Source organism: Flavobacterium sp. HSC-32F16, from assembly GCF_024171645.1.
Taxonomy (GTDB): domain Bacteria; phylum Bacteroidota; class Bacteroidia; order Flavobacteriales; family Flavobacteriaceae; genus Flavobacterium.
This window is the reverse complement of record NZ_JALKAC010000010.1, coordinates 1-19,234: the sequence shown is the minus strand read 5'-3', so window position 1 is coordinate 19,234 and position 19,234 is coordinate 1. Positions and strand designations below refer to the sequence as shown.

Sequence of the window (19,234 nt, the reverse complement as noted above, 5' to 3'; positions counted from 1 at the left end):
GATCACTAAAAACCTGAACACTGAACACTTTTTCTTAAAATTCAAGTTTCTTTTTACGCAGCTCAAAGTTTTGTCCAAGATAAACACGGCGAACCATTTCATCTTCTACCAATTCTTCCGGAACTCCCGCTTTCAGGATTCCTCCTTCAAACATTAAGTATGTTTTATCGGTAATCGCTAAAGTTTCCTGAACGTTATGATCTGTAATAAGAATTCCGATATTTTTATTTTTTAGCTGTGCTACAATTCTTTGGATATCCTCAACCGCAACAGGGTCAACTCCGGCGAAAGGCTCATCCAATAAAATAAATTTTGGATCTGTTGCTAATGCGCGGGCAATTTCTGTACGACGACGCTCACCTCCGGAAAGTAAATCCCCGCGGTTAGTGCGAATATGTTCTAAACTGAATTCTTCAATCAAGCTTTCCATTTTAGCAATCTGCTCTTCTTTAGAAAGTTTCGTTAATTGTAAAACACTTAAAATATTATCTTCAATGCTCAATTTTCTAAAAACAGAAGCTTCCTGTGCCAAATAACCAATTCCTTGCTGCGCACGTTTGTACATAGGATAATCGGTAATATTTAAGTCATCAATATAGATGTTTCCTGAATTTGGTTTTACCAATCCCACGATCATGTAAAATGAAGTTGTTTTTCCGGCACCATTTGGTCCCAAAAGTCCAACGATTTCTCCTTGGTTTACTTCAACAGAAATTCCTTTTACAACACTTCGGCCTTTGTAGGTTTTGATTAAATTATCGGCTCTTAGCTTCATTTTTTTAATTAGATAATTAGATAATTTGAAAATGAGATAATTGAAAAAACTAACTCAGATTTAATTTTAATAATGTGCCAATTAGGCAATTTGATAATGAGATAATTAATCTCTGACGGGCAAAATAAGTAAAAATAAATCAATCAAATAAATGAATTAACATATCGTATGAAATTATCTAATTGACTAATTATCAAATTTTCTAATTATTTCCCCGCTTCTTCTAAAGCTTCCCAGAATTCGTAAGCTCTTCTTAAATGCGGAATTACAATTGTTCCTCCAACAAGAGTTGCGATTCCCATTGCTTCCATCATTTCTTCTTTAGATACACCTTCTTTATGACTCGTCTCTAAATGGTATTTTACACAGTCGTCACAACGCAAAACTGCCGAAGCAACTAAACCTAAAAGTTCTTTTGTTTTTACATCAAGAGCGCCCGGTGCATAAGCATTGGTGTCAAGATTAAAAATTCGCTTTACAATTTTGTTATTGTCAGCTAATAATTTTTCGTTCATTTTAGAACGATAGTCGTTAAATTCTTGAATTAATTCAGACATTTTCTTTCAATTTATTTTTATAAACAACCTTCGAAATCCAGATGCTGATTTCGTAGATAATTAACATTGGGATTGCTACAATAGTTTGGCTCACAACATCTGGCGGCGTTACAATTGCGGCGATAATTAAGATGATTACAACAGCATATTTCCAATATTTTCTTAAGAATTCAGGAGTTACTAATCCTAATTTAGTTAAGAAATAAATGATAATAGGCAGTTCAAAAAACAATCCGCTTGCCAGAACACTCGTTTTTACCATTCCCATATAAGAATCTAAAGTAAATTGATTTATAACAACATCACTAATAGAAAAAGTAGCTACGAAGTTTACTGACATTGGTATTACAACATAGTAACCAAATATTACTCCTAAAAAGAAAAGCAGAGAAGATGTGAAGATAAAAATCTTAGCATGTTTTCTTTCTTTTTCATAAAGAGCCGGACTGATAAACTTCCATAATTCCCATAAAATATAAGGGAAACTTAAAATGAAACCGGCCAAAAGACACATCCATACAAAGATGTTTACCTGACCTTCCATTTCAGTATTCTGAATGATAAAGTTTAGTTTAGTAATACAGATACTATCTGCAAAACCTAATTGATGTGATAAATCACAAAACCAGACATAAGTAAAAAAAGTAGGTCTGGTTGGACCTAAAATAATCTGATCAAATAAATAATCACTAATAAAATAAGTGACAAATGCCATAATGCATATTGCAAATGTACTTCTAACTAATAACCATCTTAATTCTTCAAGATGATCTAAAAATGACATCTCGCCAAGGTTTTTCTTTGCCATTATACGATTCCTTCTTTTAATATGTCATGTAAATGTAATACTCCTTTGTACTCGCCGTTGTCTGCTACGATAAGCTGTGTAATAGAAAAATCTTCTAAAATATTTAAAGCTTCAACCGCCATAGTTTCAGATGAAACTACTTTGGGATTTTTAGACATAATATCCCTTGCAGTTAAATCTGCAATAGTATCTACGTCGTTTAGCATTCGTCGGATGTCTCCATCGGTAATAATTCCAATAATTTTATTGTCTTCAATTACTGCTGTAACACCTAATCTTTTTTCGGAAATTTCAAAAATTGCTTTTTTGATCGAAGTTTCCGGAGTAACCGCTGGTTTTAAAGAATGTTCTATCATGTCTTTTACACGAAGCAAAAGTTTTTTTCCTAAAGCACCTCCAGGATGATAAACCGCAAAATCTTCGGGTTTAAAATCGCGCATTTCCATTAAACAAACCGCTAAAGCATCTCCCATTACGAGTTGTGCCGTTGTACTGTTTGTTGGTGCTAAATTAATTGGGCAGGCTTCTGTGTCAACGGTTGTATTTAAAACAAAATCAGAACCTTTAGCTAAAAAAGAAGTAGTGTTTCCTGTAATTGCAATTAAAGTATTTCCGAAACGTTTTAATAAAGGAACTAAAACTTTAATTTCCGGGCTGTTGCCGCTTTTTGAAATACAGATAATGATGTCGTCATTTTGAATCATTCCTAAATCTCCGTGAATTGCTTCTGCAGCGTGCAGGAACATAGAAGGCGTTCCGGTTGAGTTAAAAGTAGCGACCATTTTTTGAGCAATAATTGCGCTTTTTCCAATTCCAGTAACGATCAATCTGCCTTTAGTTTCATAAATACGCTGGACAGCTTCGAAGAAATTTTCGTCCAGAAAATCAATTAACTTTGTAATTGCTTCACTTTCAGATAGTATGGTTTTTTTGGCGATTGCCAGTATATTTTCTTTTGAGATCAAAACAGAATATTTAAAATTTGTATGTATAAAAGAAAGTTGTATCTTTATGTGTTGCAAATTTATACAAAAATATCCATTTAAATAAAGAATGAATTCAAACGAAATTGAAATACACAAGGAATTAAAGAAGTATTTCGGCTTTAGCCAATTTAAAGGCTTGCAAGAGCAAGTCATTACGAGTATTTTAGGTAAAACGAATACTTTCGTAATTATGCCTACGGGCGGCGGTAAGTCTCTTTGTTATCAATTACCCGCTTTAATTCAGGACGGAACAGCCATTGTTGTTTCTCCTTTGATTGCTTTGATGAAAAATCAGGTCGATGCAATTCGAAGCCTTTCATCAGAAAACGGAATTGCACATGTGTTGAATTCCTCGCTTACCAAAACAGAAATTGCCCAAGTAAAAAAAGACATTAGTTCAGGATTAACTAAACTTTTATATGTCGCTCCCGAATCTTTAACAAAAGAAGAATACGTAGCTTTTTTACAGAGTGTGCCAATTTCTTTCGTTGCAATCGATGAAGCTCACTGTATCTCAGAATGGGGACATGATTTTAGGCCGGAGTATAGAAATCTAAGAAGTATTATTAAACAATTAGGTAAAGTTCCTATTATCGGACTTACGGCTACTGCAACTCCAAAAGTTCAGGAAGATATTCTGAAAAACCTGGATATGTCTGATGCTAATACTTTCAAAGCATCATTCAACAGACCCAATTTGTATTACGAAGTACGTACAAAAACAAAAAATATAGAGTCGGATATTATTCGATTTATCAAACAGCATAAAGGCAAATCCGGAATTATTTACTGCTTAAGCCGTAAAAAAGTAGAGTCGATTGCCGAAGTTTTACAAGTAAATGGAATCAGCGCTGTTCCTTATCATGCTGGTTTAGATGCCAAGACAAGAGCCAAACATCAGGATATGTTTTTGATGGAAGATGTAGATGTGGTTGTAGCAACTATAGCCTTCGGGATGGGAATTGATAAACCAGACGTTCGTTTTGTAATTCACCATGATATTCCAAAATCACTCGAAAGTTACTATCAGGAAACAGGTCGTGCCGGTCGTGATGGAGGAGAGGGACATTGTTTAGCTTATTACTCCTATAAAGATGTAGAAAAGCTGGAGAAATTCATGTCTGGAAAACCAGTTGCCGAACAGGAAATTGGATTTGCTCTTTTGCAGGAAGTTGTGGCTTACGCCGAAACCTCAATGTCACGCAGAAAATTTCTACTTCATTATTTCGGAGAAGAATTTGACAGCGAAACTGGAGAAGGCGCAGATATGGACGACAATGTTCGTAATCCGAAAAATAAAATTGAAGCCAAAGAGCAGGTTGTTAAACTGCTTGAAATCGTTCGCGATACCAAACATATTTACAAGTCAAAAGAAATTGTGTTTACTTTAATAGGTCGAATCAACGCCGTTATTAAAGCACACAAAACAGATACGCAGACCTTTTTTGGATCTGGTTCAGATCATGATGAGAAATATTGGATGGCTTTACTGCGTCAGGTATTGGTAACCGGATATTTATCAAAAGATATTGAAACATACGGTGTTATTAAAATTACGCAGGAAGGTTTAGATTATATTAAAAGCCCGGTTTCTTTCATGATGTCTGAAGATCACGAATACAGCGAAGCCGATGACGAAGCAATAGTAGCCTCAGCAAAATCAACCGGAACTGCCGATGAAGTTTTAATGGGAATGCTGCGAGAACTTCGTAAAAAAGTAGCTAAAAAATTAGGCGTTCCTCCGTTTGTTGTTTTTCAGGATCCTTCTCTTGAAGATATGGCTTTAAAATATCCAATAACATTACAAGAACTATATAATATTCATGGTGTTGGTGAAGGAAAAGCTAAAAAATATGGAGGTGAGTTTGTTACCTTAATAAGTAGATACGTTGAAGATAACGATATTATTCGTCCAGACGATTTAGTTGTTAAATCTACCGGAGTAAATTCTGCCAATAAATTATACATTATCCAAAACATTGATAGAAAACTTTCATTAAACGATATCGCATCTGCAAAAGGCTTAACGATGGATGCTTTAATTAAAGAAATGGAGCAGATCGTATATTCTGGAACCAAATTAAATATCAAATACTGGATTGACGATATGCTTGATGATGACCAGCAGGAAGAAATTCACGATTACTTCATGGAATCAGAATCAGATAAAATCGAAGATGCTTTAAAAGAATTCGACGGCGATTATGATATTGACGAATTGCGATTAATGCGTATTAAGTTTATTAGCGAAGTAGCTAATTAGTTGTAAGTTAAATGTGAGATGTGAAATGTAATTTTTGATACAAACATCTCACATTTTTCATTTCACATCTTACTCCGAATAAACTTCCCCTCGATGCGGTTTCAAAGCATCTCTTACCTGAATCATATTTTCATCGGCAACCACCATAAAAGCGGTTGCATGCATATCATTGATGATTTTGAATCCAGTAATATTTAAAGGCAATTTTTCAATTGCGATAAACTCTTTTAAATGAATCTCATGATGTTCGGCTGTTTTTGCAGAAGCCGGACCGCGAAAATCCCAAATCAGTTTTATTTTTCTAGACATTTTTTTTATAGCTGCTAAGGTTCAGAGTGGCAAAGGTACAAAGTCTATTTTGAAAATGGATTTAATATTAAACAGTTAATTTCAGTTCAAAATAGTATTTTTGCATCGTATTTTTGATTCAATCAAAAATCTTTGAAAATTATAAAAAGAATAAGAATGGAGGAAAATTCAAATTCAAATGAATTGTCGTTGAGTGAATCTGCGAAAGATCATTTAGAGACAGCTGGAAATTGGGTTTATGTAATGTCATTGATTGGAATGGCAATAATAGTATATGGAATTTTTTCTTTTTTTTATGACTATATAAATGTTCCAAAATTGGATGATGTTCCTACAGGTGGAGGAGTTGGTTTTTATATGATTATGAGCATATTTCCTCTTTTGCTTCCTATTCTTTTAGTGACGGTCGTGATCTGTTTCTTTCCGCTCTATTATCTATATAAATTTTCTTCGAATGTTAGAATGGCTTTTAGAGATGATGATTCAGAAGCATTAGAAAATTCGTTTAGATATTTAAAACTACATTACAAATCAATTGGAATTTTAATACTAATATATGTTGCATATCTTTTAGTGATTAGAATAATCTTTTAACAATACTATTACCTTTCAATCAAAATGCCAAGAGAACTTTTACTTCAGGTAACTCCAGAAACTGCTGCAAACGAAGTGTTGCTTAAAGATTATTTGTCTAAACAAATTAAAGTTTCTCCAAACGAAATTCAGCATATTACAATTTTAAAACGTTCGATTGATGCGCGCCAAAAAGCGATTAAAATCAATTTAAAAGTTATTATATATTTAAAAGGAGAAGCTTTTCAGGAAACTAAAATTGAACTTCCTTTATATAAAGATGTTGCTTCGGCACAAGAAGTGATTGTTGTTGGCGCGGGTCCGGCCGGACTTTTTGCTGCTTTGCAATTAATTGAATTAGGCTTAAAACCAATTGTTCTCGAACGTGGAAAAGACGTTCGCGGACGCCGACGCGATTTAAAAGCAATAAATGTAGAACATATCGTCAACGAAGATTCGAATTATTGTTTTGGAGAAGGGGGAGCCGGAACCTATTCGGATGGAAAATTATACACACGTTCTAAAAAACGCGGTGATGTAACCCGAATTTTAGAGCTTTTAGTAGCTTTTGGAGCTTCAGAAGATATTTTGGTTGAAGCACATCCGCATATCGGAACCAATAAACTCCCAAAAATTATTGAAGATATCCGAAATAAAATCATCGAATTTGGTGGTCAGGTTGTATTTGATACCCGAGTTACAGATATTTTGGTAAAGAATAATGAGGTTGAAGGAATCGTAACTCAAAATGGAGATAAAATTCTGGCAAATAAACTAATTTTAGCTACTGGACATTCGGCTCGTGATATTTTTGAATTACTGGATAAAAAGAAAATTCTAATAGAAGCAAAACCTTTTGCTTTAGGAGTTCGTGCCGAACATTCGCAGGAATTAATCGATAGTATTCAATACAGTTGTGATTATCGCGGTGAACATTTGCCGCCAGCACCATATTCAATTGTTAAACAAGTGAACGGACGTGGAATGTACTCATTCTGTATGTGTCCGGGTGGCGTTATTGCCCCTTGCGCTACAAGTCCGGGCGAGGTGGTTACAAATGGATGGTCGCCATCAAAACGTGATCAGGCAACGGCAAATTCCGGAATTGTAATTGAATTAAAACTAGAAGATTTTAAACCTTTTGCAAAATTTGGGGCTTTAGCCGGAATGGAATTTCAAAAAAGTATTGAGCAGAAAGCATGGCATTTGGCCGGCGAAACTCAAAAGGTTCCGGCACAAAGAATGATTGATTTTACGCAAAATAAAGTTTCTGCCGATATCCCAAAAACTTCTTATGTTCCAGGAACCACTTCGGTTGAAATGGGGCAGGTTTTTCCAGGATTTTTATCACAGATTTTACGTGAAGGTTTTAAAGAATTTGGAAAATCTATGCGTGGTTATTTAACCAATGAAGCGATTTTGCACGCACCGGAAAGCAGAACTTCTTCTCCAGTCAGAATTCCTAGAGATTCGATGACTTTAGAACATTTGCAAATAAAAGGATTGTATCCTTGCGGAGAAGGAGCAGGTTACGCAGGCGGAATTATTTCGGCAGCAATCGACGGTGAAAAATGTGCTTTGATGATTGCTGAATCTTTGAAATAATTCGTTGACTGGACTTTGGGTTTATTAAATTTTGTAATATATTTATTGCTTTATTTTAAATAATTATAAGCCCAATGAAAAACTTTTTTTCCAATTTTTTTAACAGAAACAACGATCCAAAATCAATAATTTCTTTTGATGTAATTGATCCTATATATTCCTATTTATATAATCAGCAGTCAAGTCTTGAATTTAAAGTAAAAGGCATAAAAGAAAATGTGTCAGTTAATTTGTTTTATTTTCCAGGTTCATTAGATCATGAAGAAAGCAGGGTCGAAATTAAAAAAGCAGGTTTCAATAATTCCTACGAAGTTTTAAATGAGCTTTATAAAAAAATGGATATTGGAGTGCTTACTCAGGAAATAATAGAGCAGGGACTGGAATATGATTTTATACATATTCAATTTTATTCAGAACCGACTTCTGATGAAAAGAAGTTCTTTAAGCGTTCCATAAAAAACTTTATTATCTTTTTTTGCTGTACTAATAGTTTAGAGACTAACGATTTTAAAATTCTATATTCAGGAACACACTTTTTTGATTATACTAAAGGTTTGCTGGAAAGTGAACTTTTAGATTTCAACAATCCGAAAAATGAAAGTCAAACGATAGGAATTAAAGACTTAAAAATAGTTTTACAAGGAATCTGTCAATATTTAAATATTGAAATTCCGGAAACGGTTGAACTTCCATCACAAGAAAATTTAGTAGAAGCCGAAGAAGTTAAGCTCGAAACTTTTGAAGAGTTTATAAACTTAGTTTCGAGAGGAAATATTGAAGAAAAAGAACTAAAAAAACAGTCAAAAAAGCTTTTTAAAAACTACCAAAAAAACACAAATGAATATCACGCTATTGTGGATGGTCATTTTGATTTTTTTGAAAGTATTGATGCCTGGAACAGCGACTGGAAATTTGATCCAGAAGATGCTGAATATTTTATTTCTGAAATGATTGGTGAAGATCTTAATTTCGCATATCCGGAAGAAACTTATAGTCATGATTTGTTTCCTTATATTCAATCGGCGTTAGAAAAACATAATCTTGAATTAATGACTTACGATACGCACGGAGATAATTATTTGTTTTTTGTGGCGAATAAAAATGATGTTGTGAGGATATTAGAATTGTCTGAATTGATAAAGATTGAGATTAATCAATTGTAGCTTTATTAATCGCAACAAATTATTTTATAGAACCTTTGTCAAAGTTTAAACTTTGACAAAGGGATGAGAAGATTGCGCTGAAAACTGAGCCTGAAAACTGATCACTACAATTAAGGAACTAAAATAATTTTTCCAGTACTTTTTCTGCTTTCCAAGAAATCATGTGCCACTTTTCCTTCGGATAATTTAAATGATGTTGGTTCAGAAAGTTTGATTTTTCCCTCGATAATCCAATTAAATAATTGTGCGGCACGTTTTATTCGTTCTTCTTTAGAATTTAAATAGCTCCATAAATCACCTCCGGTTAAAGTTTTAGAACCATCCATAAGCATTCTTGGATCTACAGGTGCCGGATCGCCACCCGCCATTCCGAAGAAAACGACTTGTCCGCATTCTTTTGTGACTTCGAAACTTTCTTTTAAAGTACTTCCGATACTGTCATAAACCACATCAACGCCATTAGGAGCGACTTTAAAAATTTGTGATTTCCAATCATCATTATAAAGAAAAACATGATTTGCGCCTTGGTCAAAACCAACTTTTGCTTTTTCTTGAGATGAGGTTAAACCAATAACAGCGGCGCCTAAAAGTTTACTGACTTGTGTTAGAATTTGCCCAACTCCGCCGGCAACGGCGTGAATTAAAACAGTTTCTCCTTTTTGAGTTTTATGACTGTCTGTTGCAAGATAATGTGCCGTTAAACCCTGAAGCAAAACAGAAGCAGCGGTTTCAGACGAAATATTTTCAGGTAATGGCAAAACGTGATTTATGTTTACGGAAACTAACTCGGCGTTTGCAAAAGGAATATCGGCGAAAGCCACACGATCGCCAACTTTATATTCAGGATGATTATTGGCATCAATAACAATTCCGGCACCTTCATAACCTGCGATAAAAGGCGGATTTCCTTTTAGGTGATAATTTCCTTTTCGTCTGTAAACATCGGCAAAATTTAGTCCGATGGCTTTCATCTCAACTAAAATTTCATCGGCCTTTAATTGCGGATTTGGAATTTCGATATATTCTAAAACATCTGAATCTCCAAAAGTAGAGAAGGTAAGTGCTTTCATTTTTAATTGATTTAAGAATGTAAAGTTCGGGAAAAATCAAAAAACAAGTCTCTTTTGGACTAATAAATAAGGCTGTTAATTGGTTTGTTTTTTACCGCAATATGGACAAAAAATGTGTAGTTTTTCTAATTGGCTGAAACATATCTCGCAAATAATAACCTTATCTACTATTTGGCCAATTGCATCGGCTGTTCTAACGGTAAATGCTGATGGAATTTCTTTTAAAAAACTTGATTCATTGCCTTTTTCAGTAATTAGAAATAATTTGTCCTTGGCTCTTGTAATTGCAACATAAAATAATCTCCTTTCTTCTTCCAGTAATAAATCATGATTTGCTTTCTTTATTATTTGAAAAATTCGGTCTTCGAGCCATATGTCTGGAAAACCGCCATTGCCTTCTGTAAGTCCAATTATAAATACAACTTTTGCCTCTAGACCCTTTGAAGCATGAATTGTTTTTCCTTGAATTCTAACACCTTCATTTTTGAATTTGTAGAAATACGAAGAATACATTTTACTTCTTCTGTATAAAAAAAGTATTTCATCATTGCTGACCCCCTCTTTCAAAACTTCTCTTACTTTGTTAAGACAAAATTGAATATTTTCTTCTTCGGAACCACCTGAATAAACCACTATTTTATGTTCTGATTTTTTTGAGGCCTGGACATCTTTGTCTACTTTAAATTTATTGTGTTTAATAACTTCATTACTGGCACCGACAATATTCTGCGTACTTCGGTAATTTAGATTAAGTTTGATTGTTTTTCCATTTATAAAATGATTTTCAAAATCGACTATGTAACTTACATTTGAGCCTCTAAAACCATATATGCTTTGCCAGTCATCGCCTACACAGAATAATTGTGTATTATCTGTTAAAAGTAATTTAATCAATTCTACCTGTAAATTGTTTACATCCTGAAATTCATCAACTAGAATGTAATCGTATTTAGTTTTGTATTTATTAGCAATGTCTTCATAATTTTTAAAAAGTGATGCGCTCGTAGAAATTAAGTCATTAAAGTCTAAATATGATTTGTCTGTGCAGTATGCGATGTGCTTTTTTACAATTGGAATTGCTAGTTCGTAAAAGTGACGAACTCTTTCATGCTGGTCTTTCAGAGCATTTTCTAAAACCAAATTAATGTCAATATTTTCAACTTTAATCATATCGGTTATTCGCATGATTTGCAACACAAAATCTTTTACATTTTCATGATAACCATTAAATTCTTCTTTGAAATTGAGAGTTGTATTTTTATGATAATTTGAAGGAAGCCGATTTTTTACAATTTGATCAAGACAATGATTAAAGAGTGCTGAGTCTAAAGTCATGCTGTCAAAAGTTTTTACAAGTAGTAAATTGCCTTTTTCAAATTGCTCTTCTTTGTTTTTTGTAGGGTAACTTTTATCGCTGATATGCTCTATATATAGATTTGCATCCGGAATATAAAAATCCGGGTGAAAATCAAAGTCTTTTATGTTTAGAAAAGGTTCATATTCATATTTAATACTGTGCCTGTAAAACCAATCGGCAATAAATTGTTCAGATTTTGAACGTACTCTTGTGCCGTCAAGAGTTGTGAAATATTTTCCGTCTCTTGACAGAAAGTTTGGGTCATTCTTTTTAATGTGAATTTTATCTACAAGGTAATCCAGAATATATCTTTTAAGTTGAAGTAAATATCCTGTGTTTTCACATTGTTCTATTAGTAATTTATGTACAACTTCAAAAACGGTTTCAGGCGCAACGTGTTTTGAGAGTTCATCTTCTTCATCTCGTTTTTCATCTCCAATAATTCTGAACTTATTATCAAATTCATTAACACCGTAGTTTCTTAATATGCTGTAACAAAAAGAGTGAAATGTTTTAACTGTTAAACTATCTATCCATTTGTATTTTTTTTGTCTATTGTAGCGTTCTTGGTCTTTATCTTCTTTGCTTACTGTTTTGTCATATAATAACTTTTCATATTCTCCTTTTGGATCGGCTGAAATAATTAACCTGTCAAGCATTTCATTTGTTGCATTTTTTGTAAAAGTAATCGCAAGAATATTAGACGGACTAACATCTTTTTCTTCAATTAGGTATATAAGTTTTTGTAAAAGCGTTTTTGTCTTACCCGAGCCGGCGCCTGCAAGAACTAAAAGACGTTTTTCTTCGCTTATAACAGCCTCTTTTTGTTTGTCGTTTAACGCGCTTAAATCTACTTTCATGATATTTTCTTTATTGAATCAATAGATTGAAAAAATCGAACTCTTTTTCCAATTGGTATTTTAGACTTTGTTGCCCAATTTAGAATTTCAACTTTATTTCTGCATTTTGTTTTTTCTTTGTTTTAATATCAAGGTAATCTCCAATTTATATCCTAGGGAATTTCATATCATTAAAAGTACTTTTTTGTTTGGCCAATACTTCGATTTCCTGCCATTTTCTAGGAGAATCTGACGAAAGATTTTCATAGGAATTTTTTTTAATCAAAATATCATCTTCGATTCTAACGCCGATATTCCACCATTTTTTATCGCATTTACTGTCTGCTGGAATATAAATTCCTGGTTCTACCGTTAGAATCATGTTTTCTTTTAAAGTTCCCATATAGTTTCCTTTGTCGTGAACATCTAAACCAAGAAAATGAGAACAGCCGTGAGGATAATAAATTCGGGAATCTTTAGGATCTGTAATAATTCCTAATTTAATTAATCCCGCAGCAACAACTTCTCTCGATCTTTGGTTTAAATCCTGAATAGGTGTTCCTTCTTTACAAAGTTTAAAAACTTCTTCCTGAGCGTCATAAACAATTTGATAGATGGCTTTTTGTTCTTCGGTAAATTTTCCGTTTGCCGGAACTGTTCTGGTAACGTCTGCAGAATAACCGTGATATTCTGATCCAACATCCATTAACAACAATTGATTGTCAATTTTTACAGCGTTATTTTCTCCGTAATGTAAAATACAGCCATTTGCTCCAGCGCCCACAATTGGCGGATAGCCTTCGCCCTCGGCACCATAATGTCTGTGAACATACGCGTGAATTCCGTCGGCTTCGTTTTCGCTCATATCAGGGCCAACCGCTTTCATTACTTCGTTGTGAGCAATACAAGATAATTTTACCGTTTTACGCATCAACACTATTTCTTCGGGAGTTTTAATTTCGCGAAGTGAATTGGTAATGTTGGTAAACAACTCTGTCGAAGTTTCGTTTTCTTTTACAATTCCGGCTTTCCTTTTAAAAGATTGTAATAAAGAATATAGGTTATCAATGTTTTTGCTGATTTCAATATCTGTTGGGATATTATCGTAAATTATTTTGTCGAACTTTTTAAAATCAATTTCAAAATTATTAAAGTCTTTTCCGTTGTAAACAGTTGTAAAACCTAATTTAGACTTTGCGCCTTCGGTTCCTAAACGTCTTCCTGTCCAGGTTTCTTTTTGCACATTTCTTTCTCTTACAAAAAGAACTTCTGTATATTTTTCAGTTCCCTGCGGTTCTTTAAAAAGTAGTAAAACAGCATCAGGTTCTTTGTAGCCGGTTAGGTAATACATATCTGGGTTTGCGTGGTAATTGTAATTGATGTCTTTTGAGAAAACTCTTTCGGGATAAGAAAAAAAAACTGCAATAGAATTTGCTGGCATTAAGTTTTTAAAAGCTTCGCGGCGGCTTTTGTGAAATTCTTTTGTGAGGTAATCTGTTGGAAGGTTTTCTTGCGAATGAATTTGAAAGATGCTTGCTAAAAAGACAAATAATACTAAAAACTGCTTCATTTTTTTTGGTTTTTTGTTGATGATTTTGGTTTTTTGATCTGATGCAAATTACGAAAAAATACAATCCTAATTAAAAACTTAAACTACTGATTAGTATTAGTTTGAATAAAATGATGTAAATTAGATGTCGGAAAAATGCCACATGTAATGAATCGGGTTAAAAAAAATGAGAATATTTTTTTAGAAAGAAATTTAAAAATATCTATAAAATTAACAGCTGGGCATGAATATTGAAAGGAATCTTTCAAAAAACAAATTATACTAATCTTTAAAAATATATTTATGAAAAGATATACAATTGCAATCGTTTCGGTTTTAACTTTATTTATTGCTTCATGCAATGCATCAAAAGACACTGCAGGTGCAGGTGATTTATTTGATACAACTTGGGAATTAGAATATATTTCTGGTCCAAGAATAGCTTTTGAAGGATTGTATCCAAATAAAAAACCACAACTTACTTTTGATCAAAAAGAAACAAGAGTGTATGGAAATAATGGTTGTAACGGTTATAGTGCGCCTTATACTTTAAGCGGCAAAACATTAACTTTTGGAGAAGCGGGACCAGCTACAATGATGTTTTGTGACGGCGGTGGAGAACAGCAGTTTTTAAAACAAATTAAACTAATTACGAGTTATTCTATTGATAAAGACGGAAAACTAAACTTAATTCAGGGCGATATTCCGGTAATGAGATTTAAAAAAGTGACTAAGCAATAAATTTAAAATATGTCCAAAATAAAAGGGGAAATGATTTAATTCATTTCCCCTTTTTTATGCTCTTCTGTTTCTTATTTCTTTTTGAGTTTATCTTTAAAAACTTTTTCAAATTTTTCTATTTTCGGCTGAATCACCATTTTGCAATACGGCTGATTTTTGTTGTTTGCATAATAGTTTTGATGATAATCTTCGGCTTTATAAAAAGCTTTAAGAGGTTCAACTTTGGTTACAATTGGGTTGTTGTACACTTTGGCTTTATTTAATTCGGCAATAATACTTTCGGCTGCTTTTTTCTGTTCGGCATTTTTGTAGAAAATAACAGAACGGTACTGCGTTCCAACATCTGCGCCCTGACGATTTAGAGTTGTAGGATCGTGAACGGTAAAAAAGACTTTAAAGATCTCGTTAATATCAGTTACATTTTTGTCGTATGTAATTTGAACTACTTCGGCATGACCGGTTGTTCCTGTACAAACTTCTTCATAAGAAGGATTAGCACCTTTTCCTCCTGAAAAACCAGAAACAACAGATTTTACTCCGTCCAGATTTTCATAAACGGCTTCAACGCACCAGTAACATCCTCCACCGAGTGTGATAGTTTCCAGATTCGCTTTTTTATTTTGCGAAATCCCATTCAGCGAAAGCGCAAAAAGACATATTAAAAGTATATTTTTCATTTTAGATTATTTATTATCCGGAATAAAATCAAGAGCAATCGAATTCATGCAGTAACGTTTTCCGGTTGGTTCCGGACCATCGTCAAATATGTGGCCTAAATGTCCGCCGCAACGCCCGCAAAGTGTTTCAATTCTTTCCATTCCAATTGAATTATCATTTTTAAAAACAATGCTTTTTTTGTTTTCCTGTTCAAAGAAACTCGGCCATCCACAGCTGCTCGCAAATTTTGCAGTTGATTTAAAAAGCAGATTACCGCAAGAAGCGCAGTAATACGTTCCTTTTTCATCAGTATTCCAATATTTTCCTGTAAAAGGTCTTTCTGTATCCGCTTCACGCATTACGGCATAAACATCTTCGGGTAAAACCTTTTTCCATTCGGCATTGCTTACGTTTAGTTTCGTAGTGTCGGTATTAGAATAATAAGGATTTCCGGGTTTGTTTATTTTATTTTCCATAGTAACCGTTTTTGCAGGTTGTTTTTTTGTGTTTTGTCCGCAGGCTTGTAAAATAAAAAGCGGAACCAAAAAGCAAAGACTGAAAATTAGAGTTTTAGATTTCATAAATTTTGGGTGTATTTATCTGGATTTCAAAGATACGTCGAGATTTAGGTTCAAATTACGGCGATTCAAATTATTCAGATTTCTTTAAGTGTGTTTTAACTTTTTATTAGTTACGTAAAATAGGGCAATGTAGTTTTTATGTCTTAATTTTAACAGCTTTTAATTTTTAGCAGAATTTATTGTGTTGTAAATCAGAAAAATAGAAATCACGTTTACTGTTGTGCTTTTTGACAATTTTAATTAGCATTTTTAAGCCATTTCTTTTTTCGTATTTTTGTTTGCTTAAGAAGCCTTATGACAGAAGAAAACGTAATACTAGTTAATCAAAACGATGAACAAATTGGCTTAATGCCAAAATTAGAAGCACACGAAAAAGCACTTTTGCATCGTGCCTTTTCGGTTTTTATTTTGAATAGTAAAAATGAAATCATGTTACAGCAGCGTGCTCATCATAAATACCATTCGCCTTTACTCTGGACAAACACTTGCTGCAGTCATCAGCGAGAAGGTGAAACAAACATTCAGGCGGGAAGCCGACGATTGTTTGAAGAAATGGGTTTTAAAGCTGAGTTGAAAGAGTTGTTTCATTTTATATATAAAGCGCCTTTTGATAACGGTTTAACAGAGCATGAATTAGATCACGTTATGATTGGATATTATAATGATGCTCCTAATATAAATCCAGAAGAAGTTGAAGACTGGAAATGGATGAGCATTGAAGATGTAAAAGCCGATATTGAAAAACAGCCCGAAATTTACACGGTTTGGTTTAAGATAATTTTTGATGAATTTGATCATTATCTTGAAGACCACAAATTATAACCAAAGCTAACCAAAACCTAAATGAGAGTAACCATATCAAGAAAAGCACATTTTAATGCTGCACATCGACTGCACAGAAAAGATTGGTCATTTGAAAAAAACAATGCTGTTTTTGGAAAATGTAATAATCCCAATTTTCATGGTCATAATTATGGTTTAACAGTAAGTGTTACAGGAAAAATTGACCCGGAAACTGGTTTTGTTTTAGATGTGAAAGTATTAGCGGATATTATACTGGAAGAAGTAGAAATTCCGTTTGATCACAAAAACCTGAATCTGGACGTTCCGGAATTTCAGGATTTGAATCCAACTGCCGAAAATATCGCGGTTGTGATATGGAATAAAATTAGAAAAAGAATTCAGCCCGATTTTGATTTGGAAGTCGTGCTTTATGAAACAGACCGCAATTTTGTAACTTATAAAGGAGAATAATAAATGTCATTGAAAATAGGAGATATAGTTCCGAATTTTACTGCCAAGGATAGTCACGGAGAAGTTTTTGAAAGCCAAAGTGTTTTAGGACGAAAGCCCTTAGTGATTTATTTTTACCCTAAAGATAATACGCCTGGCTGTACTACAGAAGCCTGCAGTTTTAGGGATCAATACGAAGATTTTAAAGATTTAGGAGCCGAGGTAATTGGAATAAGTGCCGATAGTGTAAAATCACATCATAAATTTGCCGATAAACACCAGCTGCCTTTTATTTTGCTTTCTGATGAAGACAAACGATTAAGACATCTTTTTGGTGTAAAAAATAATTTGTTTGGTCTTTTGCCGGGAAGAGTAACTTTTATTATCGACAGAAACGGAGTAGTTATTTATATTTTTGATAGTATGAATGCTGCAAAACACATTCCGAAAGCGCTGGAGATAATAAAAGAATTAGTATTGTAGATTTAAAAAATAGTATTAGATCGTTGTTTAATTAATATAGATATTAGCCCTTAAAATTAGAATATGAAACCAAATTTGTACCCTTTGCAATTTGAACCAATCCTGAAAGAAAGAATCTGGGGAGGCGAGAAATTAAAAACATTATTAAACAAACCGATCACTTCTAAAATTACCGGTGAAAGCTGGGAATTGTCTACTGTAGAAGGAGATGTGAGCACCGTTGCTAACGGAGAATTAAAAGGAAATTCATTAATGGATTTGATTAATGAAACACCAAACGAAATTCTTGGAACAAGAGTTTACGAACGCTTTGGAAAACAATTTCCGTTACTTTTTAAATATTTAGATGCGCGTGAGGATCTTTCGATTCAGGTTCATCCAAATGATAAATTGGCAAAAGAACGTCACAATTCATTTGGTAAAACTGAAATGTGGTATGTAATGCAAGCTGATACTGATTCTAGAATTATTGTAGGTTTTAAAGAAAATTCAAGTAAAGAAGAATACGTAAAGCATTTAAATGATAATACTTTAGTTTCTATTTTAGATGATGTAAAAGCAAAAGCAGGAGATGTTTTCTTTTTAGAAACCGGAACGGTTCACGCAATTGGAGCAGGATTAGTAGTTGCCGAAATTCAGCAGACATCAGATATTACATATCGTTTATACGATTTTGATCGTGTAGATGCTCAGGGAAATAAAAGAGAACTGCATGTAGATTTAGCACTTGATGCCATTAACTATAATAAAGTTGATACACAAAAGAAATACGATTCAAAAGCAAATACTTCAAATGTTGTTGTGGATTGTCCTTATTTTACAACAAACTTTATTCCGTTAGAAAATAAAGTAGAAGTTTCGAAATCTGCAGAAACATTTACCGTCTATATGTGTATAGAAGGAAGTTTTGAAATCGAATATGACGGATTTAAACACACTTACATAAAAGGTGATACTGTTTTGCTTCCGGCTGCGATAAATGCATTTGTTTTGAATGGAAAAGCTTCAATTTTAGAAATTTACATTTCATAGCACGTAATCTAAAGATAATATGTACTTTTGCAGACGCAAATTAAAATTAAAATAAAATGGCAAACGTTAAAAATTTAAAGAAAGACATCAATTTTGTATTAGGAGATATTATTGAGGCAGTTTACTTGTTTGAGATGTCTACAACAGGAAATCCTACTCCGGAAACGAATGCTTTAATCGATGAAGCTATCGCTGCATTTGATACTTTGATTACAAAAGTGAACGCTAAAAACGTTGAAAATAAAAAATCACACTTCAAACAAATCAATGTTGAATTAGAACAAACTGCTAATCAATTGATTGAAAAAATCAACGCTTTGTAAGCAAAAAAAAGTGTAAAAAAGTGCAAATTTATTTTGGAAAAACGAAAATCCGCTTTATATTTGCACCCGTAATGAGTCGCCAGCGTAGCTCAGTTGGCTAGAGCAGCTGATTTGTAATCAGCAGGTCGTGGGTTCGAGTCCCTCCGCCGGCTCAACAAAAACCATCACTTTTAGTGGTGGTTTTTTATTAAAATAAGCAGTAAATTTATTTTGGAAATTCAAAAATTCATTTTACATTTGCACCCGTAATGAGTCGCCAGCGTAGCTCAGTTGGCTAGAGCAGCTGATTTGTAATCAGCAGGTCGTGGGTTCGAGTCCCTCCGCCGGCTC

The 19,234-nt window shown here is 33.5% G+C and carries 20 protein-coding genes and 2 tRNA genes; 12 read left to right on the top strand and 10 right to left on the bottom strand.

Annotated features, from left to right (window positions below):
• Window positions 1-34: 34 nt before the first annotated feature.
• From lptB to L1276_RS21260, 4 genes are all read right to left on the bottom strand, one after another.
• A complete protein-coding gene (lptB, locus tag L1276_RS21275; protein ID WP_253791392.1) occupies window positions 35-775 on the bottom strand; it encodes an LPS export ABC transporter ATP-binding protein in 741 nt (246 codons plus the stop codon).
• A gap of 206 nt (window positions 776-981) precedes the next feature.
• Window positions 982-1,332, bottom strand: coding sequence for a carboxymuconolactone decarboxylase family protein (locus L1276_RS21270; protein WP_253791389.1), 351 nt, complete (start codon window positions 1,330-1,332; stop codon window positions 982-984).
• Window positions 1,325-2,140 (bottom strand): twin-arginine translocase subunit TatC, encoded by an 816-nt coding sequence (gene tatC, locus L1276_RS21265; RefSeq protein WP_253791388.1) that lies wholly within the window; start codon window positions 2,138-2,140, stop codon window positions 1,325-1,327. The genes L1276_RS21270 and tatC overlap by 8 nt, the downstream gene beginning before the upstream one ends.
• On the bottom strand, window positions 2,140-3,105 hold the full coding sequence (locus tag L1276_RS21260; protein WP_253791386.1) for an SIS domain-containing protein: 966 nt from the start codon (window positions 3,103-3,105) through the stop codon (window positions 2,140-2,142). Before L1276_RS21260 ends, tatC begins: the two co-directional genes overlap by 1 nt.
• 88 nt (window positions 3,106-3,193) lie before the next feature.
• Between L1276_RS21260 and recQ the strand changes: the two genes are divergently transcribed.
• Window positions 3,194-5,389, top strand: a complete 2,196-nt coding sequence (gene recQ / locus L1276_RS21255) for a DNA helicase RecQ (RefSeq protein WP_253791384.1) — start codon at window positions 3,194-3,196, stop codon at window positions 5,387-5,389.
• Between the two features lie 69 nt (window positions 5,390-5,458).
• Here recQ and L1276_RS21250 read toward each other — a convergent pair whose 3' ends face one another.
• On the bottom strand, window positions 5,459-5,698 hold the full coding sequence (locus L1276_RS21250; RefSeq protein ID WP_253791382.1) for a hypothetical protein: 240 nt from the start codon (window positions 5,696-5,698) through the stop codon (window positions 5,459-5,461).
• A 156-nt stretch (window positions 5,699-5,854) separates the two neighbouring features.
• Between L1276_RS21250 and L1276_RS21245 the strand changes: the two genes are divergently transcribed.
• The 3 genes from L1276_RS21245 (at window position 5,855) to L1276_RS21235 (ending at window position 9,039) form a co-directional block, all read left to right on the top strand.
• Entirely contained in the window at window positions 5,855-6,292 is a 438-nt protein-coding gene (locus tag L1276_RS21245) for a hypothetical protein (RefSeq protein WP_253791380.1), read from the top strand.
• A 24-nt stretch (window positions 6,293-6,316) separates the two neighbouring features.
• Window positions 6,317-7,876 (top strand): NAD(P)/FAD-dependent oxidoreductase, encoded by a 1,560-nt coding sequence (locus L1276_RS21240; RefSeq protein ID WP_253791378.1) that lies wholly within the window; start codon window positions 6,317-6,319, stop codon window positions 7,874-7,876.
• A gap of 74 nt (window positions 7,877-7,950) precedes the next feature.
• The gene (locus L1276_RS21235; RefSeq protein WP_253791376.1) at window positions 7,951-9,039 is read left to right on the top strand and encodes a hypothetical protein; all 1,089 of its coding nucleotides are present in this window, start codon (window positions 7,951-7,953) and stop codon (window positions 9,037-9,039) included.
• Window positions 9,040-9,149: 110 nt separating this feature from the next.
• Here the strand turns inward: L1276_RS21235 and L1276_RS21230 are convergent, their stop codons facing one another.
• The 3 genes from L1276_RS21230 to L1276_RS21220 all read right to left on the bottom strand — a co-directional run bounded on the left by L1276_RS21230 (window position 9,150) and on the right by L1276_RS21220 (window position 13,875).
• Complete coding sequence (locus tag L1276_RS21230; protein WP_253791374.1) at window positions 9,150-10,109, bottom strand: quinone oxidoreductase; 960 nt, start codon at window positions 10,107-10,109, stop codon at window positions 9,150-9,152.
• Between the two features lie 75 nt (window positions 10,110-10,184).
• A complete protein-coding gene (locus L1276_RS21225; protein WP_253791372.1) occupies window positions 10,185-12,326 on the bottom strand; it encodes an ATP-dependent helicase in 2,142 nt (713 codons plus the stop codon).
• A gap of 145 nt (window positions 12,327-12,471) precedes the next feature.
• A complete protein-coding gene (locus L1276_RS21220; protein WP_253791370.1) occupies window positions 12,472-13,875 on the bottom strand; it encodes an aminopeptidase P N-terminal domain-containing protein in 1,404 nt (467 codons plus the stop codon).
• A 282-nt stretch (window positions 13,876-14,157) separates the two neighbouring features.
• Here L1276_RS21220 and L1276_RS21215 point away from each other — a divergent pair, with 282 nt between their 5' ends.
• Window positions 14,158-14,595 (top strand): META domain-containing protein, encoded by a 438-nt coding sequence (locus L1276_RS21215; protein ID WP_253791368.1) that lies wholly within the window; start codon window positions 14,158-14,160, stop codon window positions 14,593-14,595.
• A 71-nt stretch (window positions 14,596-14,666) separates the two neighbouring features.
• Here L1276_RS21215 and msrA read toward each other — a convergent pair whose 3' ends face one another.
• Together msrA and msrB are read right to left on the bottom strand one after the other, a co-directional pair.
• Window positions 14,667-15,272 carry a peptide-methionine (S)-S-oxide reductase MsrA gene (gene msrA / locus L1276_RS21210; RefSeq protein WP_253791366.1) on the bottom strand — a complete coding sequence of 202 codons (606 nt, stop codon included), beginning with the start codon at window positions 15,270-15,272 and terminating at the stop codon, window positions 14,667-14,669.
• A 6-nt stretch (window positions 15,273-15,278) separates the two neighbouring features.
• Window positions 15,279-15,833: a peptide-methionine (R)-S-oxide reductase MsrB gene (gene msrB / locus L1276_RS21205; RefSeq protein ID WP_253791364.1), complete on the bottom strand. Its 555-nt coding sequence runs from the start codon at window positions 15,831-15,833 to the stop codon at window positions 15,279-15,281.
• Window positions 15,834-16,127: 294 nt separating this feature from the next.
• On the opposite strand from msrB, the gene idi reads away from it, so the two are divergent.
• The 7 genes from idi to L1276_RS21170 all read left to right on the top strand — a co-directional run bounded on the left by idi (window position 16,128) and on the right by L1276_RS21170 (window position 19,233).
• The gene (gene idi, locus L1276_RS21200) at window positions 16,128-16,655 is read left to right on the top strand and encodes an isopentenyl-diphosphate Delta-isomerase (protein WP_253791362.1); all 528 of its coding nucleotides are present in this window, start codon (window positions 16,128-16,130) and stop codon (window positions 16,653-16,655) included.
• A 21-nt stretch (window positions 16,656-16,676) separates the two neighbouring features.
• Complete coding sequence (locus L1276_RS21195) at window positions 16,677-17,087, top strand: 6-carboxytetrahydropterin synthase (protein WP_253791360.1); 411 nt, start codon at window positions 16,677-16,679, stop codon at window positions 17,085-17,087.
• A gap of 3 nt (window positions 17,088-17,090) precedes the next feature.
• Entirely contained in the window at window positions 17,091-17,549 is a 459-nt protein-coding gene (locus L1276_RS21190) for a peroxiredoxin (protein ID WP_253791358.1), read from the top strand.
• 63 nt (window positions 17,550-17,612) lie between these two features.
• Window positions 17,613-18,581: a type I phosphomannose isomerase catalytic subunit gene (locus tag L1276_RS21185; RefSeq protein ID WP_253791357.1), complete on the top strand. Its 969-nt coding sequence runs from the start codon at window positions 17,613-17,615 to the stop codon at window positions 18,579-18,581.
• Window positions 18,582-18,637: 56 nt separating this feature from the next.
• On the top strand, window positions 18,638-18,904 hold the full coding sequence (locus L1276_RS21180) for a hypothetical protein (protein WP_253791356.1): 267 nt from the start codon (window positions 18,638-18,640) through the stop codon (window positions 18,902-18,904).
• Window positions 18,905-18,982: 78 nt separating this feature from the next.
• Window positions 18,983-19,056 (top strand) — tRNA-Thr (locus L1276_RS21175).
• A gap of 103 nt (window positions 19,057-19,159) precedes the next feature.
• Window positions 19,160-19,233: transfer RNA gene (locus L1276_RS21170), tRNA-Thr, on the top strand.
• Window position 19,234 lies beyond the last annotated feature (1 nt).

What these genes read in the sequence shown, in the direction of transcription:
- recQ (WP_253791384.1), top strand. Translation starts at nt 3,194, where the DNA reads ATGAATTCAAACGAAATTGAAATACACAAGGAATTAAAGAAGTATTTC.
- L1276_RS21235 (WP_253791376.1), top strand. Translation starts at nt 7,951, where the DNA reads ATGAAAAACTTTTTTTCCAATTTTTTTAACAGAAACAACGATCCAAAA.
- L1276_RS21180 (WP_253791356.1), top strand. Translation starts at nt 18,638, where the DNA reads ATGGCAAACGTTAAAAATTTAAAGAAAGACATCAATTTTGTATTAGGA.
- L1276_RS21225 (WP_253791372.1), bottom strand. Translation starts at nt 12,326, where the DNA reads ATGAAAGTAGATTTAAGCGCGTTAAACGACAAACAAAAAGAGGCTGTT.
- L1276_RS21215 (WP_253791368.1), top strand. Translation starts at nt 14,158, where the DNA reads ATGAAAAGATATACAATTGCAATCGTTTCGGTTTTAACTTTATTTATT.
- L1276_RS21230 (WP_253791374.1), bottom strand. Translation starts at nt 10,109, where the DNA reads ATGAAAGCACTTACCTTCTCTACTTTTGGAGATTCAGATGTTTTAGAA.
- lptB (WP_253791392.1), bottom strand. Translation starts at nt 775, where the DNA reads ATGAAGCTAAGAGCCGATAATTTAATCAAAACCTACAAAGGCCGAAGT.
- msrB (WP_253791364.1), bottom strand. Translation starts at nt 15,833, where the DNA reads ATGAAATCTAAAACTCTAATTTTCAGTCTTTGCTTTTTGGTTCCGCTT.
- msrA (WP_253791366.1), bottom strand. Translation starts at nt 15,272, where the DNA reads ATGAAAAATATACTTTTAATATGTCTTTTTGCGCTTTCGCTGAATGGG.
- L1276_RS21270 (WP_253791389.1), bottom strand. Translation starts at nt 1,332, where the DNA reads ATGTCTGAATTAATTCAAGAATTTAACGACTATCGTTCTAAAATGAAC.
- L1276_RS21220 (WP_253791370.1), bottom strand. Translation starts at nt 13,875, where the DNA reads ATGAAGCAGTTTTTAGTATTATTTGTCTTTTTAGCAAGCATCTTTCAA.
- L1276_RS21195 (WP_253791360.1), top strand. Translation starts at nt 16,677, where the DNA reads ATGAGAGTAACCATATCAAGAAAAGCACATTTTAATGCTGCACATCGA.
- L1276_RS21245 (WP_253791380.1), top strand. Translation starts at nt 5,855, where the DNA reads ATGGAGGAAAATTCAAATTCAAATGAATTGTCGTTGAGTGAATCTGCG.
- idi (WP_253791362.1), top strand. Translation starts at nt 16,128, where the DNA reads ATGACAGAAGAAAACGTAATACTAGTTAATCAAAACGATGAACAAATT.
- L1276_RS21240 (WP_253791378.1), top strand. Translation starts at nt 6,317, where the DNA reads ATGCCAAGAGAACTTTTACTTCAGGTAACTCCAGAAACTGCTGCAAAC.
- tatC (WP_253791388.1), bottom strand. Translation starts at nt 2,140, where the DNA reads ATGGCAAAGAAAAACCTTGGCGAGATGTCATTTTTAGATCATCTTGAA.
- L1276_RS21250 (WP_253791382.1), bottom strand. Translation starts at nt 5,698, where the DNA reads ATGTCTAGAAAAATAAAACTGATTTGGGATTTTCGCGGTCCGGCTTCT.
- L1276_RS21185 (WP_253791357.1), top strand. Translation starts at nt 17,613, where the DNA reads ATGAAACCAAATTTGTACCCTTTGCAATTTGAACCAATCCTGAAAGAA.
- L1276_RS21190 (WP_253791358.1), top strand. Translation starts at nt 17,091, where the DNA reads ATGTCATTGAAAATAGGAGATATAGTTCCGAATTTTACTGCCAAGGAT.